Annotated in this window: 15 protein-coding genes and 1 pseudogene; 11 read left to right on the top strand and 5 right to left on the bottom strand. The window is 52.4% G+C overall.

Features of this window, described 5'->3' with window-relative positions; genetic code table 11:
* The 4 genes from CUC53_RS13650 to CUC53_RS13665 form a co-directional block, all read left to right on the top strand.
* Positions 1-228, top strand: a 228-nt coding sequence (locus tag CUC53_RS13650; RefSeq protein WP_201796767.1) for a hypothetical protein, incomplete at its 5' end; no start/stop codon positions are given.
* The gene (locus tag CUC53_RS13655; protein ID WP_100294671.1) at positions 215-685 is read left to right on the top strand and encodes a hypothetical protein; all 471 of its coding nucleotides are present in this window, start codon (positions 215-217) and stop codon (positions 683-685) included. The genes CUC53_RS13650 and CUC53_RS13655, both read left to right, overlap by 14 nt.
* 135 nt (positions 686-820) lie before the next feature.
* Positions 821-1,558 (top strand): hypothetical protein, encoded by a 738-nt coding sequence (locus CUC53_RS13660; RefSeq protein WP_100294672.1) that lies wholly within the window; start codon positions 821-823, stop codon positions 1,556-1,558.
* Positions 1,559-2,356 carry a DUF5677 domain-containing protein gene (locus CUC53_RS13665; protein ID WP_100294673.1) on the top strand — a complete coding sequence of 266 codons (798 nt, stop codon included), beginning with the start codon at positions 1,559-1,561 and terminating at the stop codon, positions 2,354-2,356.
* A gap of 273 nt (positions 2,357-2,629) precedes the next feature.
* Here the strand turns inward: CUC53_RS13665 and rnr are convergent, their stop codons facing one another.
* On the bottom strand, positions 2,630-5,026 hold the full coding sequence (gene rnr / locus CUC53_RS13670) for a ribonuclease R (protein ID WP_100294674.1): 2,397 nt from the start codon (positions 5,024-5,026) through the stop codon (positions 2,630-2,632).
* A 135-nt stretch (positions 5,027-5,161) separates the two neighbouring features.
* Here rnr and CUC53_RS13675 point away from each other — a divergent pair, with 135 nt between their 5' ends.
* Positions 5,162-6,184, top strand: coding sequence for a GGDEF domain-containing protein (locus CUC53_RS13675; protein ID WP_167386758.1), 1,023 nt, complete (start codon positions 5,162-5,164; stop codon positions 6,182-6,184).
* Positions 6,185-6,355: 171 nt separating this feature from the next.
* Here CUC53_RS13675 and srmB read toward each other — a convergent pair whose 3' ends face one another.
* Positions 6,356-7,576, bottom strand: a complete 1,221-nt coding sequence (srmB, locus tag CUC53_RS13680) for an ATP-dependent RNA helicase SrmB (RefSeq protein WP_100294675.1) — start codon at positions 7,574-7,576, stop codon at positions 6,356-6,358.
* Between the two features lie 127 nt (positions 7,577-7,703).
* Here srmB and CUC53_RS13685 point away from each other — a divergent pair, with 127 nt between their 5' ends.
* Positions 7,704-8,414 carry a tRNA1(Val) (adenine(37)-N6)-methyltransferase gene (locus CUC53_RS13685; protein ID WP_100294676.1) on the top strand — a complete coding sequence of 237 codons (711 nt, stop codon included), beginning with the start codon at positions 7,704-7,706 and terminating at the stop codon, positions 8,412-8,414.
* Between the two features lie 190 nt (positions 8,415-8,604).
* Positions 8,605-9,918 carry a branched-chain amino acid transport system II carrier protein gene (gene brnQ, locus CUC53_RS13690; protein WP_100294677.1) on the top strand — a complete coding sequence of 438 codons (1,314 nt, stop codon included), beginning with the start codon at positions 8,605-8,607 and terminating at the stop codon, positions 9,916-9,918.
* Between the two features lie 233 nt (positions 9,919-10,151).
* Here brnQ and CUC53_RS13695 read toward each other — a convergent pair whose 3' ends face one another.
* The 3 genes and pseudogenes from CUC53_RS13695 to CUC53_RS13705 form a co-directional block, all read right to left on the bottom strand.
* Positions 10,152-10,535: a hypothetical protein gene (locus tag CUC53_RS13695; protein WP_100294678.1), complete on the bottom strand. Its 384-nt coding sequence runs from the start codon at positions 10,533-10,535 to the stop codon at positions 10,152-10,154.
* 37 nt (positions 10,536-10,572) lie between these two features.
* On the bottom strand, positions 10,573-11,127 hold the full coding sequence (locus CUC53_RS13700) for a cysteine hydrolase family protein (RefSeq protein ID WP_100294679.1): 555 nt from the start codon (positions 11,125-11,127) through the stop codon (positions 10,573-10,575).
* 25 nt (positions 11,128-11,152) lie between these two features.
* Positions 11,153-12,030: pseudogene (locus tag CUC53_RS13705) on the bottom strand (ChaN family lipoprotein).
* A gap of 317 nt (positions 12,031-12,347) precedes the next feature.
* Between CUC53_RS13705 and CUC53_RS13710 the strand changes: the two are divergent.
* From CUC53_RS13710 to CUC53_RS13725, 4 genes are all read left to right on the top strand, one after another.
* Positions 12,348-13,718 carry a tyrosine-type recombinase/integrase gene (locus CUC53_RS13710; protein WP_100294680.1) on the top strand — a complete coding sequence of 457 codons (1,371 nt, stop codon included), beginning with the start codon at positions 12,348-12,350 and terminating at the stop codon, positions 13,716-13,718.
* Positions 13,719-14,012: 294 nt separating this feature from the next.
* Positions 14,013-14,180, top strand: a complete 168-nt coding sequence (locus CUC53_RS19595) for a helix-turn-helix transcriptional regulator (RefSeq protein ID WP_100294681.1) — start codon at positions 14,013-14,015, stop codon at positions 14,178-14,180.
* Positions 14,177-14,671: a hypothetical protein gene (locus tag CUC53_RS13720; RefSeq protein ID WP_157798280.1), complete on the top strand. Its 495-nt coding sequence runs from the start codon at positions 14,177-14,179 to the stop codon at positions 14,669-14,671. The genes CUC53_RS19595 and CUC53_RS13720 overlap by 4 nt, the downstream gene beginning before the upstream one ends.
* Entirely contained in the window at positions 14,668-15,990 is a 1,323-nt protein-coding gene (locus CUC53_RS13725; protein WP_100294683.1) for a VapE domain-containing protein, read from the top strand. The genes CUC53_RS13720 and CUC53_RS13725 overlap by 4 nt, the downstream gene beginning before the upstream one ends.
* Positions 15,991-16,691 lie beyond the last annotated feature (701 nt).

Consider the following 16,691-nt stretch of genomic DNA (forward strand, 5'->3'; position numbering starts at 1 on the left):
TACCACCTTGTGGACTGGTTCGGAAACGTGGGCACTGACGTATTCAAGGGAATGGTTGCAATAGGTGCTGGAGAGGCAGCGTTATTGGCTCTTAGCTTGAGTGGTGGGACTGCGATCATTGTTGGTGTTACTGTAGTTGTGCTTGTAAGTATAGCGATAGACATAATTTTTAAAGAATGGAACGTTTCTGGAAAAATTGTTTTGGAGTTAAATGATGCAATCAATTAAAGTTAATCGGATTGCAGTATTTTTTTCCGGTTTATTTATTAATGCGATTGTGTGGGGAATATGGTGTTGGCTGGTTTTCATAACTTATGAAACCTTTCGAAATATCTCGACTCACTTTGATTTAGTTGAAATTAATGTGGTTGGTTTATGGGTACCTGTCGGCATTGTCGGTGCTGGATTGTTTACTCTGGCTTCTCCATTAGTAGCATTAATTACTGGGAGGAGATCTGATGAGGTTTGGGGTAGAACTGGTTTGATGATAGCTAATTACATAGCTGCTTTCTTTGCTATAGCTGGAATTGTGGTGGCTATATTTTTTTATCATTTAATGACAAAAAAATTAGAAGAAAAAGGGTATGTGTATTGTCGGTCATTAACAACGTTCTCTGCTATGGGTCGCTATGAGGTCTATGTGGCCAAACCGGAATTGTGCGTGAAGCCCAACAAGATCCCATAAAAGGATGACACTGGGAAGCAATGACACTGGGACACCCACCTTTATGAGCAAGACACTGTATAGTCAGCACACAAAAAGGTGGGTGTCCCAGATTTCTCCCTTATGTTAAGCGTTATGTTTCTAGAGTGAGGAAGAATGGCTAAAGGAAATCACCAAGGTCAGGTGTTGCGAGATCATAAAAAGGTTGGACAAAAATTTATACCACCGTTGATGCAACTCCCCAATATGAAAGAAACATCATTTAGGGATAACACGCTGCCTTGCCTGATTTGGCTGTCGGCAATTTTTCTTAGAAACCCTGATCTGCAATCGGTTCACTATGTCATTGAATTTCTTATCAAGTGTAAGGACATTTTGAATGATGATAAATCTCCAGCACTAGTATTTCTGAATAACTTTGACAAACTGACTGCTGAGCAAAAGGGAAGAATTTCGGAAGGTATCGAAGATCAGGCTATGCTCAATTTTCTTAGAGAAAGCTTGGTTCATCATCATCACCTTCTAGAAGATTACCCCCTTGGCTTTCTTTTTGAAGATTATGTTTATGGTGTTGATAGGGAAGAAGCATTGGAACATCTTAAAGAGGATGTATCGGCTTTGCTGGATCGATGCACAATGCACTCTACCAAAGTGCAAACTACGGCATTTGTTTCAATGACAGCTACTGGAAAGTTGTTTTTAAGTTCTGCAATAGATCTTCCTGATTTCAATTCAATTTTTACAGCGCCTGATTCAGACGAAAGCAAAAGAGTCGCTTCTTTTGTACGAGCAAACATTAATGCTGGTGCAGGATTTCAGGATGCAGAAGAAGGTGAAAACGAATGGTCAAAATCATTCTGGAGCCAGTGTTTTGATCTGGAGGCATGTTCATAAATGGAAGATAAAGATCCAGTTTCAGAGTTAATTGAGTCGTATGAGTCGTATCTAAAATCAAGCTTTGAAGAGCTTTGGGCGAGCGTGAAAATTGAGTACGACAAACTAGAGGCATACTCTGTAATTGGGGGGCTATTGTCCCGTCAGGTCACCATGTCTATTCAAATGGCAAGATCGCCAAATATATGGAACGGACATTCGGCACCGTTGTTTCTACGAGCGATGACAGATTTACATATAACGTTGTCGTGGATCATGCTAGATCTAGAGGATCGTTCGAAGATATATATATTGCATGGCTTAGGTGAAGAGAAGCTTCTTATGGAGCATTACAAGAAAGAAATAGAGGATAACCCAGAAAATCCTAATAATGAGCAATTAAATAGGCTTGTTGATGCTAAATCTGCTTGGATAAATTCACAACGTCGTGACTTTTTTGTCGAGGTCAATCTAGGTAATTGGGCGCAGTTGGACTACAGACGAATGTCTCAGGAAGCCGATTGTGAAAGTTTATATAAATTTGCCTACAAACCATTTAGCCACGCTGCTCATAACATGTGGCCTCACGTATCAATTTATAACTGTAAAGATTGCAATAGCCCACTTCACAAGCATCATCTTATTCCAGATTTGTTCGAAGCTCCTATAGATATAGATTTTTTATTTAGATCATGTAAGTACGTTCATATGGCCTATGAGCTTTTCATAGAGAAATTTAGGCTAGTTGTTCAAGCTCCTATGCCTATGGACTGGTGGTACGATTATTTCGACAGAAAAATGGGCCACCCACCTTTCTGAGCACCGCGTAGCGGCCAATAGAGTGGCATCGCGCAGGGAGTATGCCCCTAGCCATAGCCACGGCGCTTGGCCGCTCTCCGCCGAAAGGCTAAGCCTCTCCCCTTTTCGCTGACCATAAAAAATCCGAACCCCGGTAACAGGGTTCGGATTTTTTCATCTCAAGCCTCTCAGGCTTTTGCAGTGATAACTCGGGCTCTGGCGCAGATACCCGGGGGCCATCAGCCCTTTACGACCACAGCCCAGGTCGCCGGACCCAAGCCATGGGGCGAGGGCTTATCCCTTGGCCTTGTCGCGCGCTTTTTTGCTCGGTCGTCTGTTGCTCGGTTTGGCGCGGCCGCCCTTGGCGGGTTTGCCGCTCTCCTTGCTCCCCTCTTTCTCTTTGCGCTTGTCGTGGCGCTGGGCGCTTTTGGCCTTCTCTTTTTTAATCTCGGCCTGCTTGCGCGCCATCTCTTTGGCATTCTTACCGGTCGCTTTGAGCGGCTCTTCTACCATCACGAAGTCGATCTTGCGATCGTCCAGATTGACGCCCATGACCTTGACCCGCACTTTGTCGCCCAGACGGTAGCGGCGGCGGAAGTTCTCGCCGATCAGCTGCTGATGGAGCGGATCAAACTGGTAGTAGTCATTGGTAAGGGTGCTGACGTGCACCAGACCGTCGATGTGGATCTCGGCCAAACGGACGAAGAAGCCAAAGCCGGTGACGCTGGCGATGACGCCGTCAAACTCGTCACCCACGTGATCCAGCATGTACTCGCACTTGAGCCAGTCGGCCACATCGCGAGTGGCATCGTCGGCACGGCGCTCGGTCATGGAGCAGTGCTCGCCCATCGGGTCCACTTCTTCCAGCTGGTAGTGGTAGCCACCGCTTGGGGTCCACTTGTGGCGCAGGTTGGCCTGTTGTTCTTTGGCCGCCTGATACTTGATGGCGCGGTGCAAAATGAGATCCGGGTAGCGCCGGATGGGCGAGGTGAAGTGGGCGTAAGACTTCAACGCCAGACCGAAGTGACCGATGTTGTCGGCCTGATAGATGGCTTGGCGCATGGAGCGCAGCAGCATGGTGGAGAGCAGCTCTGCATCTGGGCGCCCCTCGAACTTGGCGGCTAGCTCAGCAAAGTCCTTTGGCTCGGGCTCAAGGCCCCCTTTGAGCTCCAGACCTAACTCGGCTAGGAAGTCACGAAAACCGGTCAGCCGCTCTTCACCCGGGCGATCGTGCACCCGGAACAGGGCGGCCGCTTCGTTCTTTTCGATGTAGCGGGCGGCGGCGACGTTCGCTTGGATCATGCACTCTTCGATGATCTTGTGGGCGTCGTTACGCACCAGCGGCACGATGCGGTCGATTTTGCGCTGCGCGTTGAAGATAAAGCGGGTCTCTTCGCTTTCAAACTCCACCGCACCACGCTGGTGACGGGAATGTTTGAGCGCCTTGTAAAGGTTGTTGAGTTCCTCGATGTGGCCCACCAGCGGATCATATTGCTGACGCAGCTTGGGATCGCCATCAAGGATCGCCGCCACCTTGGTGTAGGTCAGGCGGGCGTGGGAGTTCATCACCGCTTCGTAAAACTTGTAACCCGACATGCGGCCAGCGGCGGAGATGGTCATCTCACACACCATGCACAGGCGGTCAACCTGCGGGTTGAGCGAGCAGAGGCCGTTGGAGAGCACTTCTGGCAGCATCGGCACCACAAATTCAGGGAAGTAAACCGAATTACCACGCTGATAAGCCTCGGTGTCCAGCGCCGTCCCCGGCTTCACATAGGCGGAGACGTCGGCAATAGCCACCCACAGCCGCCAGCCGCCACCGCGCTTCGCTTCACAGAACACCGCATCATCGAAGTCGCGGGCATCTTCGCCGTCGATGGTGACCAGCGGCAGGGCGCGCAAGTCGATGCGACCCTCTTTGGCCTTGTCAGGCACCTGCTCGCCCAGCCCAGCCACCTCTTTGGTGACGGCTTCCGGCCAGGTGTGCGGAATAGAGTGGGTACGCAGGGCAATCTCAATCTCCATGCCGGGCGCCATGTTTTCCCCCAGCACCTCCAGCACCGAGCCAACCGCGTTGAAGCGGGCCGATGCGCGCTGGTTAATGCGCACCACCACCACTTGGCTCTGACGAGCCCCTTTGTTCTCCCCTTCAGGGATGATGATGTCTTGGCCGATACGGCTGTCATCAGGCACCACGAAACCAACGCCATTCTCGACAAAATAACGCCCGACGATGTCCGCCTCGCGGGCTTTTAGTAACCGCACAAAGCGCGCCTCTTGGCGCCCTTTCCGATCCAGCTCCGTTGGCTGCACCAGGGCATAGTCGCCGTGCATCAGCCGCTGCATCTCACGGTTATTCAAATAAAGATCCGAGCCACCCCCTTCCGGACGCAGAAAACCGAACCCATCTTTGTGGCCTTGCACATAACCTTTGACCAGATTCAATCGATCCGGCAGGGCATAACACTGGTTACGGGTAAAGACCAGCTGACCATCACGCTCCATGGCACGCAAGCGGCGGCGCAAGGCTTCCAGCGGTTCTTCTTCGGTCAGCTTGAGGACCTGGGCCAGCTCTTCGCGAGACATCGGCTTTTCGTGGCCCTTGATAAGGTCGAGGATCAGCTCGCGACTGGCGATGGGGTTGTCGTATTTTTCGGCCTCGCGTTCGAGGAAAGGATCTTTTTGGGACATAAGCAGGCCTTAGGGTAGGTGGTAACGGCGCCATTATATCGGAGGGTGGGGGCTAATGGCATCCATCGGCTGCCTTTTGGCCACTCTCTCTGTCATACTGTGCGCAATTTCTAGGCATGATGAGACCAGAATTTAATGAGAAAGGATTCGTTTGCTCAATCAGCCGCCTATCTCAAGCAGGCGGTGCCCCTGATGATCAAGTACCAGATCCCCACGACACCAGATAATTATCACTTCTGGTACAGCTACGTGTCAGCCAGTATGCCTGAGCTCAACGAGGCCATCGATCAAGCGATCAAACAGCAGGGCACCTGCTCACTCGTCACGTGTGAGCGACTGTATCAGCAATATCTGGCCGCCGAAGATGAGCAACAAATGGAAGCGGTCAAACTCAATTTGAGCGCCATGGCCAACGAGCTCGGTCATTCCATGCAAGATGCCATCTCTGAAACTGGGCAGTTTCAGCAGATGCTCGACAAGAGTGTTGGGCGCCTTAGCCAAATCGATGACGAGGGGTTGTCCTTCGATGAGACGATGGGGATCTTACGGGAGTTGGTACGTGAATCACGGGATCTGCGGCTCTCAACCGCCCATTTTCATGAGCAGCTCAACCATGCTCAGCAAGAGATCAAGGAACTTAGGGAGGCATTAAATGAAACCCGTAAACTCGCCACCGAGGATGCGTTAACTCATCTGCTTAACCGACGCGCCTTTGACCTTGAGTTAACAGGATTAATGCACAGTAAACAGCCTTTCTCCTTGATCCTGACCGACATCGATCACTTTAAACGTTTCAATGATGAGTATGGTCATCTGCTCGGTGATCAAGTGCTACGCGCATTCGGGAAACGGCTCCGGGATGCCAGCAAAGAGGGGGTGAGCGCTTATCGACTCGGCGGTGAAGAGTTCGCGCTGTTAGTGCCCTATCGTAATCTGGCCCTAGCCAGACAAATGGCGGAGAGTCTGCGCCGTGCTATCGAGCGGATGTCGATTCTGGACCGTAAATCGGGGCGCCGGATCGATCACATTACCGCCTCTTTCGGCGTAGGCGAATACAACGGCCAAGAGAGCTCCGATAACCTAGTTGGCCGAGTCGATATGCTGTTGTATAAGGCAAAAGAGTTAGGTCGCAATCGGGTAATGCCACTGCCGACATAACCCCTGACTCCAGATGAGAAACAACAACGCCAGTCGAACGTGACTGGCGTTGTTGTTTGGTCAGCGCAGCTTACGCCGCGACTCGTGCATTATGTGGCTCGACCCTTCACTTGACCTGATGCCGGTGATGATCAAACTGGGCCCAGCCAAGGGAGCGGGGGCCAGCCTGTACTACTTCTTTTTCTTCTTGCTGGCTTTCTTGCTCTCTTTGGGCTTTTTCTTTTTCACGGGCACGCGCGCCTCTTTGTGTTTGGGACGCAGCTCGTCGATCACCCGGCGCTTGAGGCGCTCTTCGGTGTAGCGCTCAATTTTGGCGACCATCGCCATGTCGTGTGCTTCGATCAAGCTAATGGCACAACCTCGGTTGCCGGCACGGCCGGTGCGGCCGATCCGGTGGACGTAGACATCGGCGCCGTAGGGCATGTCGTAGTTGATGACATGGCTGACGTTGGGCAGGTCGATGCCGCGGGCCGCAACGTCGGTGGCGATGAGGAAGGGCACTTCCCCTTCATGGAACTTGCGGATCGATTCGATACGCTTACTCTGCTCCATTTCACCGCGGATCCACGCACAGGGGACCCCAGCGGCCTGTAACTGGCCAGAGAGCTCGGCCAGTCGCTCACGGGTTTTCACGAACACGATGGCTTTTTGGGTCTCCGGCGCCTTCAATATGTGCACGAGCAGCGCCAGCTTATGGGCAGCATCATCGGCCAAGTGCACCCATTGGGTGATGGGGCGCCGCTCGCTACGGGGTGGCTCGGCATGCAGCTCGACCGGATCGTTTAAGATCTCGCTGGCAAATTTATCAAGACCCGCGCCCTCCAACGTGGCGGAAAATAGCATGGTGTGCTTGCGATAACGGGCCTCCGCCACAATCCGGTTTACATCCTTGATAAACCCCATGTCCAACATGCGATCCGCTTCATCCAACACCAGTACTTCGATGTCGTGGCTCTCAAACTCTTCTTTATCGATGTACTCAAGCAAGCGGCCCGGGGTTGCCACCACAATATCGGTGGTCTTGGTCAGGGCCGGCAGCTGCTCTTCGTGGCTAACACCGCCAATGATGGTCTCAATACTGAGGTTGGTGTGCACTGCCAGCGCCTTGGCATGGGTGGTCACTTGCAGGGCTAATTCACGGGTGGGCGTTAAGATCAACATCCGGCATGGGCCCGGTTTGCGCCGTGGAAAATCCAACAAATGTTGTAACGCGGGCAGCAGAAATGCCGCCGTTTTGCCAGTGCCTGTCGGGGCTGACGCCAGAATATCGCGGCCATCCAAGGCTGGCTCCAATACCATCTGTTGAATGGTGGTGGGGCGGGTAAAACCCATCTCGGCCAGGGCCCGATTGAGGGCTGGATTTAGGTCGAAATCATCAAAGGAGTGGCTCATGGCAATACTCAGTCATTAAGGAGGCGGCCGATTATAGGCGATTATGGCGTTAGCTCCTATGGGGATGGCCACCTGCTCGTTATAATCGCGTCCCATTTTATCTGACCGCAGCCTTAGAGAGGGGAAGATGGCGAGCAACCGAGGATTTACCTTCAAACAATTTCATGTCGAACACGATCGCTGCGCGATGAAGGTAGGGACGGACGGTATTTTATTGGGCGCTTGGGCACCGCTCAATCGGGCACGCCGCGTGCTCGATATTGGTTGTGGTAGCGGACTGATTGCCTTGATGCTCGCCCAGCGCAGTGAGGCTGATTGCATCATTGATGGCGTAGAACTGGATATTCATGCAGTTGCACAGGCGCAAAGTAATGTGCGTCACTCCCCTTGGGCGGCTCGGATGAATATTATCGCTGGCGCCGTGCAAGATTTTCAGGCACCCCCTTACGATCTGATCGTTGCCAATCCCCCTTATTTTCAAGCAGGTCAATTATTTAGTGATCCAGCGCGAGCGCTTGCTCGCCACAACAGCAGCCTCGATAGCCGGTCCCTGCTCACTGCATGCAATCGTTTGCTTAGTTCCACCGGTCACGTCGCCCTGGTGTTACCGAACCACATGGCGGATGAGATATTATTCATTTCAAAGGATTATGGTCTGTTTGGCGTTTGTTATGCAGCTGTTAGCACTAAGGCTAATAAAGCATCAAATCGTGTTTTATTGCTATTGGGTAGAGAATATACCCCACTAAAAACAGATAATATCGTCATTCACGCTGAAGATGGTCGCTATTCTGATAGATATATCCAGTTAACCTCTCCCTTCTATTTGAAGATGTAAATTTTGCCTTGAACTATTTTCACGCATCATTATGCTGACGGTCAGCCGAGCGCCCCCCTCATGGTCAGTGCAACCCACTAGCCACCATGAGTAATCAAGGGAGCTCTTTTTTTTACCTGCTTGAATACACTGGTCGCTGACCCATAAAAACCATAACAAGCAGTAGTTGATAAGACAGACGAGGTTGAACTTGACGAAATCACTGACATTGTCCGACGTGCTCGGGCTTGGCTTCATGACCTTTGCCTTCTACTTGGGCGCCGGTAATATTATTTTCCCGCCGTTGGCAGGCTTTCTGGCCGGTGAGCACCTCACCTTGGCCATGCTGGGCTTTCTGGTCACCGCAGTTGGCTTGCCCCTGATCACCATCATTGCGGTCGCCAAAGCGGGCGATGGCTGGGCGGGCATGACCAAGCTGTTGCCGGCGGGTATTGCGACCGCGCTGGCTGTGGCGATCTACATCATCATTGGCCCTGCGTTTGCAGCCCCCCGTACCGGTTTGGTCGCCTACGAGATGGGACTGAAACCATTTCTCGGTGATATGGGCCAAGCGGGCCTAGCGGCTTATACCGTGGTGTTTTTTGGGCTAGCCATTTTGGTGTCGATGAACCAAGGCAAGCTAATGGATGCCATTGGTAAGATCTTAACGCCACTGCTGATCGTGTTGCTGTTGGTACTGGCGGTCGGGGTATTCATTGCGCCACAAGGCACCATGCCCGCATCGTCCGGTGATTATCAGAGCAGCCCATTCGTGAAAGGGATTTTAGAGGGCTACAACACCATGGATACCTTGGCATCCCTGATGTTTGGTGCCTTGATCGTCGATCTGCTGCGCCAAAAGGGTATTCACGATTATCAGAGTCAATTCAAATATCTGGCGATTGCCGGCATCATCTCTGCCATTGGCCTGTCAGTGGTTTATGTCTCTTTATTCCAGCTGGGCAATACTGCTGCTGGCGTTGCGAGCGATGTCAGCAATGGCGGTGCTATCGTCAATGCCTACGTGTTAAGCCTGTTTGGTCAACCCGGCCAGTACATCTTGGCGGCCATTATTACCTTGGCATGCTTCACCACGGCGGTGGGTCTCATCTCTGCCTGCTCTGACTTTTTCCACAACCTAACCGGCATGACATACCAGAAACTGGTGGTGTTGTTAGGGGTCGTTTGTGCCATCGTCGCTAACGTAGGGTTGAGCCAGCTCATCAGCCTCTCTATTCCGGTGTTGGTGGCTATCTACCCCGTTGCGGTTGCACTGGTGCTGGTCACCTTCCTGAAAGGGTATTTCGGGCGTCCCCGCCAGGTGTTTCGTGCCGTGTTGATGGTGGCCTTCCTATTCGGGTGCTTAGATGGATTAGGAGCCGCAGGCCTGAAGATGAATACCTTTGCGTTCTTACCACTGTTTGACAAGGGGTTAGCTTGGTTATTACCCACCCTATTGGCGTGTGGCATAGGCATGGCCCTGCGGTTATGCCCCACCGTAAAGGCTGAAGCCATCAAGCAGTAACAGCCAGCGTAAAAATAGAATTCAACGAAATGCCCACTAAAACAGCCCAGCAAACGAGGTTTGCTGGGCTGTTTTTCTGTGATGACGGTTTTAGTCATAGAATCCCAAGCTTGGCTTTAGGCCCGCCTTGGCCACACCTTGGCACCCTATATATCACTCAAAAAAGGGCATCAAAGATGCCCCTGAGGAGTCGCTGACTCGCCCTACATCATCAGTAAGGCCAGTGGGTAGCGTTAATCTTGCCAAGCGGCTCGATTTGGAAACCTGTCTCTATCTGCACTGGTTGCAGTTTCATTGCACTCTCCCCGCACCTTCCAAGAGCTCTGACTGAGCACTATGTAGCCCTCTCGGCAATATTGCTTGATCGCCAGAGTCCGTGTTAGCAGCGTTTCTTGCCGTGCTTCCCGTTGTTCTTGTAAGCGTTGCTGTTGGTTAGCCGACAGGCCCCGCGACAAGGTGTCATTAGGATCAGCCTCAAGCGTAAACCGCTTACTCCCCTCCTCGTTGATATGAGTCAAAAACAGAGGAACTGGTCCATCATCACTGGTTCCGGACAGGCTGGAGCAAGCGACCAGCATAGGAACAATCAACAACAGGGGGACTGGCAAGAGGCGCACAACAGACTCCAGTGAGAAACAAAATGAGGCTCGCAGCTTAACATGGCTGCAGATCAGGAGTGACCGCCAATAGTTCGTCGGTGGTGAGCAGCGTCACACTCCGCCCCTCTGGCAGGCTAAGGTGGCGCCACATCCAGTGATGGTGCTCGATTATCTGAGCCGCGCTCAGGTGCGGACGCTCGGCGGTAGTGTGGCCATCGCTCAATAGCAGCACCTCGAAGCCATGAGCAGTGGCACTGCGCAGCGTGGTATCGACACAAAAATCGGTATTACTACCACAGAGAATGAGCCGATCGACCGGCTGCTCGGCCAGCAGGAAAGCGAGCTCGGTATCAAGAAAGCTATCACATGCCGTCTTGCGTACCCGGCTATCTCCCTTGGCCGGCTGCAGCACACTGTGCAGTTGCCAGCCCGAACTGCCAGGCTCCAGCTCCTCACCCAGCTGATCGTCATGCTGGATATAGATGACGCGTCCCTGCTGCTGCCTGACATGGGCCGCAGCCCGATTGATATTGGCCAGCACCTGCGTTTGCTGATAGTGGGTTGCTTTCATAACCCCTTGCTGCACATCGATGATCAATAACACATCCATATTTTACCCGCCGTTTCCTTGAAGATTAGGGTTGCAGCCACTGGCTGCAGTCACGGCTGCGGGATTGATGCAGCGTGCCCATATCTTGCTTCATTTCGGCACTGCTTTGCCAGCGTTCCGGCAGCGACATGATCGCCACGTTCACATCGGCAGCGCGACCTGCCGCCTGTGCCTCATCGGTTTGCGGCACGACCAGCACCACCTTAAGTGCCGGATTGCGGCTGACAATGCGACTGGCGATCCCAAGCCCCCCTCTACGTGGCAGTTGCCCGCGATATGCATGATCTGCTGGCCCGGGTGTGTGGCAAGATAATCCACCATGTTCTCGGCTATGGTGTCGTCCCAGCGGGTCTGGGCGGCGAAGCGGCGGGCTAGTTGGCTGCGACGCAACGCGGGCAATGTATCAAGCCAAGTAGCGCCCTCCTGACCAATGCAGCTCACCAGCGGCTTAGGGCATTGGCGGCAATCACCGGTATTCGCTGCGCCTTAGCAAACTCCACCAACGGGCGGTAGTCGCTCGGGTAGTTGGGCCAGGCGTTGCCTTCACGGATCAATGCTGCTTCACCAATTTTGCCCGCTAAGTAAGCATCCAGTGCACCCTGATCGGCACGGCGGAATTGTTCCATGGAGAGGATGAGTTGGCGTTTCTGCTGCAAAGCCGAATCAGACAGCGCACTCAATAATTGGGACTGTAACAGGTGAATAGCAGGATGGGTGTGCAGCTCACCAACCAAAATGATGTCGGCCTGAGTAAGGCGAGCAACACTCTGGGCCAACGTCAGCGGCTCTTGCTGTGCTCAGTTGATAGTCATAGAGCGTGTGCAGTGACGCGCGGGGGGTAAATTTAGATGAGGCACAGGCCGCCAAGAGCAGCGCCAGTACCAGCAGGCATAGTCGTTTCATGACGAGTCTTATGGGTTGATCTGATGGCACACAACTGTCATGAGGAGAGTGAACCGCAAGATCGGCTCACAAGAAAATATGAGGGTAAAAATAAAACCCGAAACGTGACCTTACCGAACTCTGCACACAGGCAACCTGTACACAACAATCAGGTCATGTGGCCCGAACCATTACCAAGGCAACCCGATAACGGCTAGGGAAAAATGTAAAAAGCACTTCTAGTTAACTAGAAGTGCTTTTATTTTCAATTGTTTAGCCTTGATGGCTTAGTTCATGCCGTAGGAACTTGGTTTGTGTTTGCGCTGGTGTGAGTGTGTTTGTCGCTGTATTGCAAGTTGCTGTTTTTAATGGTGTTGTATGGTGCGGCTTGCTTAATCTTGTTCATCCCCGTAGGCTTGTATTCAGAAATTTTCTGGGTGTTATGTTGGGGGTTGATGATGGCGCTGACCGATACAAAACTCAAAGGGCTAAAGCCGTTCGAGGGGAAGAGGCCGAAGAAATACGCAGGGGATGGCGGGCTCTATGCCTACCACTACCCCACCGGAAAGGTGACTTTCATCTTCCGATATAGCGTGATGGGCAAGCAGCGAGACTTGAAACTTGGTGCATATGGCAAGGCAGGGCTGACGCTCAAACAGGCCAATGAGAGGCGCGACCAGTGCAGCGCGTGGCTAGAGCAGGGCTTAGATCCCGCCAATGAATTGAAGATGCAGCGGGCGCAGACACTTGCCCCCATCACCGTCAAGCAGGCGCTTGATCAATGGCTTGATGACTACGCATTAGAGAAGCGGAAGAACGCCATCAAGCATCGACAGCAGTTCAACAAGTGGATTTACCCGTGGCATGGAGATTCGCCCCTGTCTGGTATGAAGCAAGCGCACTGGCTGGAATGTTTCAGGAACACAAGCAAGAGCCTGAGCCGACCCGCGCCAGTTGCTGCCGCCTATACGCTCCAGATGGTCAAGCAGGCTTTGCAGCGTTGCCGCCGCCTTAAATATGACTTTGACTATGCCGAGATTGAACACCTGACCGTTGAGGATGTTGGAGGCAAGAGAGCAGAGAAGCGCGAACGGACTCTGATTAGCCATGATGGTAGGGATTGGGGCGAGCTGCAAAGTCTTGTGCGCTGGCTGGGCGACTTTCAGGGGATACATGCCAACGACTACTATCGGCTTTTTGTGGCGCTCAATCTCATATTCGGATGCAGGAGCGGGGAGATTCGACAGGCAGAGCCGAAGCACTTCAACGTTAAAACAATGGTCTGGACAGTGCCGAAGGAGAGCAGCAAAACGGGAAAGGAGATTGTCAGGCCAATTCCCGCAGAGTTGAAAGACTGGCTGATGGCCGTCATAGACAATAACAAGCCATCCGGTTATGTGCTAGGTGAGCTTAAGCAACCTGAGGCGGTTAGCGCATGGTGTCGAGGTATCTGCAAGCGAGCAGGCATTGCCGAGCCATTTACCGCGCACGATATACGGCGGACGGTTGCCACTGGTTGGGCAAATCTAGGGATTGCCCCGCACGTCATTGAGAGCGAACTGGGGCACACTCTGGGCGGGGTTGCTGGGATCTACAATCGTGCCCACTATCTCAATGAAAAGGCGGACGCCCTAAGCCTATGGCTGGCTCGCCTTGATGCCCTACGGGCTGACAATGTGACAATTCTCCCGACAACTAGACCCGCTTAGGCGGGTTTTTTTTGTGGTTTTGTTATGGCATTTATTCATATCAACGCATCCTATTATTCCATATAATTCATATCTCCCCCGAGATCCCCAATCTCCTTATTTTCACAAAATCCCGCATTTGGTGCCGTCTGGCGTTGGGGATGTATAGCCCCCCCAAGCACGTCTAGTTGACACAAAAACCCTTTAAATTCATCTAGTTGACACCTGTCACAACGATTTCAGCCGCTTGTTTATGCTTGTTCGGGTCGATATGATTACCTTAATCCAAACGACGCAATGCATGACGAGGCAACAATGATCAAATTGATAACTGAGAAGCAAGTATTAGAAACCCTGCAAGTTTGTCGCACAACTCTTTGGGCATGGCGAAAAGCCGGAACGTTCCCCGCACCGATCAAAATGGGAAGCCTCAACAGATGGCGAGTGTCAGACGTTGAAGGGTTTATTAATGGGCAGCAATGAGGGGGTTAAACAAGCAGGAAAACAACAGAAAGACAAACAACAGGCAAAAAAAAATCCCCGCATATGCAGGGAGTTATACAGCTTTTTTTTCAATCTCGACAGGGTATCCGGCAAGAGACCTGTCAAAACCAAAAGGTAATACTTATATGACTGATATTAACAGGAATCAGGGCAGTGTCAACTATCAGCGAGTGATTCAGGTTCGCCGCTCACTCCACCCAGTAAACCCCGAGCAGATGCACGAAATCATCAAAACTGCGGGTTGCTCTACCCGATTTGCCAATGATGGAATGGCATTCTTTACCTACACCGTCGGGCGCTGTGAATACCCGCTCGATCCTTGCGGAAGCTACACAAGCAAATGGGTTGGTGAGCAGTGCAAGGCGCAAGGTTTTACCCGCCCTGCTGACTATCCAGCAGCGTTGGCCGGAGCAATGCTTGTAGCAACCGAACAAGCCGCCCGCATGGCTTTTGATGGGGTGGCAGCATGAACCACCTCAAAGAATTGATGGCAGAGATTAGCGTAGAGGTTCCGGCCTACCATGAGCAGCCGAAACCAAAGGGCGGTTGCAACTTTACTGACTGGTCGGGCGGTGAGAAGCCGAAGCCGCTGGCGACAAATACTAACCTTGGCGACCTGCTGGCCCATTGCGGCATGGGATTGCGAGTTAACCAGATGAATCTCGCCTTAGAGGTTGTTGACAGCAATGGCTCGCTGATTGGTTCTGACTGGAACGTGACTCGCTCTGACTTGGTTACCGCCGCTGTTCTCAACGGCTTGCCAAAGGTAGCCATTGATGACCATGCCGCGAACATCGCAGCCAAGAACGCATACCATCCAGTAAAGCAGTGGCTAGACGGCGGCAATTGGGACGGTGTTAAGCGCGTAGAGCGGGTAATCGACTGCATCCCGAGCGCAGACCCAGCATTCACCCGCACAGTGATGATCAAGTGGCTGGTGAGCTGCATAGCGGCCCTGTATGAGCAGCGATTCAGCACAAAGCTAACGCCCGTCCTTAAAGGTGACCAGTCATTTAAGAAAACGGCCTTTGTGTCCAGATTGGCCAGCGTGGTTGATGGGGCATTCCTTGAGGGGCTATCACTAGACCCGACCAGCAAGGACTCTGTATCAGCCACCATCAAAAGCTGGGTGTGTGAGCTTGGCGAGATAGGCCAGACAACCCGCAAGGGTAATGACGCCCTCAAGGCGTTTCTGACCATGAGCCAAGACAAGATCCGGCTCCCATATGACCGAGCAGAGACCATAAAGCCCCGCCAGACCTGCTTTATCGGTACTGTGAATGATGACCATTTCCTGAGGGACGAATCGGGCTCAACCCGATTTGCCGTAGTCGAGATGACAGCCCCTGTGCAACTTGATGCCGTCAATGAGCTGCTGGGGTGGAGCTGGAGCGGTGGCAGATTGCGCCACGACAAGCCGGAGCTCTTGCGCCAGTTCTGGATGGAGGTTAAAGCCCTGTATGACGGTGGCGCGGGCTGGGCACTGACCGAGCAAGAGCAAGAAAGAGCATGTGCCATGAATGATGAGTTTTCTGATAAGTCGCCCCAATATCAGTATTTGATCGAGGAGCACATTACAAAGCCTCACTACGGCAAGCGGTGGATTACCGCCAGTGACATGGTTAACTTTCGGGTTGAGAACACCGGAATGAGTACCCGATGGGGTAAAGCCTTGGCCCTGCTAGCCAAGGAAGGGGTGATCGAGATGCGTAAAGGGAGAAGCCGCCGCATCGAGTATCTACTGCCGATGCCCAAGCAATCCGGCCTCGAACTAGACGAAGCAGCATAAGCAACAGCCCCCAGCACGGGGGCTTTTTTTGTGCCCGCTCACCACGCTAGCCAGAAAGGAAATGTGCCGGAGGGCTAGGAAGTTTGCTGTCATGGCTTAACTAGTGAGCGGTGAAGTACGGTGGGGGACGGTGAGGTACTGGTGGGGTAGCCCTTTGCTGAAATGCCTTTAAAAACAGTGACCTGCGTAATGTGCTGGGGTTGGTGGGGTACTTTTCACCAAAACTTTAAAACTCTACCAATAGCGCATACACCACTAGTTACTATCAAAAATGAATTTATAGTAAATCTACCACACCACCCCACCAAAAACACCGCAAACCCAGTAATGGCGAGGGTTGCAGCGTGGTGGGGTACTTTTAAATCTACTTCACCAGTACCCCACCACCCCACCATCTACCCCTGCTAGTTCATAGGTAATGAACTCGCCATTCTTCTGGCTAGCCCTTGCGGCTTCTGGCTTTCCGGCAAATCCATAGCGCACCGATGGCAATAACCCCCAACATAGCACCCAATGTGTCAGCTTCAACCGCCGCAAAATTGCGTTGGTGTGTTCAGCATAGCCCCCAATGTGTCAACTTCACCCCATTCAAAATTGAGTTGGCGTGCTCATGGCAGTATTCAGAATTGAGCTCTGCAAAACAGAGCGGGCGTGACCGATTGCGCAAGGCTGCCCACTCACCTAGGGGCCGTCGTCTTGAG

Source organism: Aeromonas cavernicola, from assembly GCF_002795305.1.
In the GTDB taxonomy this organism is placed as follows: Bacteria; Pseudomonadota; Gammaproteobacteria; order Enterobacterales; family Aeromonadaceae; genus Aeromonas; species Aeromonas cavernicola.

Excerpts from the sequence above, each read along its gene's own strand:
- CUC53_RS13655 (WP_100294671.1), top strand. The coding sequence starts at position 215 with ATGCAATCAATTAAAGTTAATCGGATTGCAGTATTTTTTTCCGGTTTA.
- CUC53_RS13660 (WP_100294672.1), top strand. The coding sequence starts at position 821 with ATGGCTAAAGGAAATCACCAAGGTCAGGTGTTGCGAGATCATAAAAAG.
- CUC53_RS13665 (WP_100294673.1), top strand. The coding sequence starts at position 1,559 with ATGGAAGATAAAGATCCAGTTTCAGAGTTAATTGAGTCGTATGAGTCG.
- rnr (WP_100294674.1), bottom strand. The coding sequence starts at position 5,026 with ATGTCCCAAAAAGATCCTTTCCTCGAACGCGAGGCCGAAAAATACGAC.
- CUC53_RS13675 (WP_167386758.1), top strand. The coding sequence starts at position 5,162 with ATGAGAAAGGATTCGTTTGCTCAATCAGCCGCCTATCTCAAGCAGGCG.
- srmB (WP_100294675.1), bottom strand. The coding sequence starts at position 7,576 with ATGAGCCACTCCTTTGATGATTTCGACCTAAATCCAGCCCTCAATCGG.
- CUC53_RS13685 (WP_100294676.1), top strand. The coding sequence starts at position 7,704 with ATGGCGAGCAACCGAGGATTTACCTTCAAACAATTTCATGTCGAACAC.
- CUC53_RS13700 (WP_100294679.1), bottom strand. The coding sequence starts at position 11,127 with ATGGATGTGTTATTGATCATCGATGTGCAGCAAGGGGTTATGAAAGCA.
- CUC53_RS19595 (WP_100294681.1), top strand. The coding sequence starts at position 14,013 with ATGATCAAATTGATAACTGAGAAGCAAGTATTAGAAACCCTGCAAGTT.
- CUC53_RS13720 (WP_157798280.1), top strand. The coding sequence starts at position 14,177 with ATGAGGGGGTTAAACAAGCAGGAAAACAACAGAAAGACAAACAACAGG.
- CUC53_RS13725 (WP_100294683.1), top strand. The coding sequence starts at position 14,668 with ATGAACCACCTCAAAGAATTGATGGCAGAGATTAGCGTAGAGGTTCCG.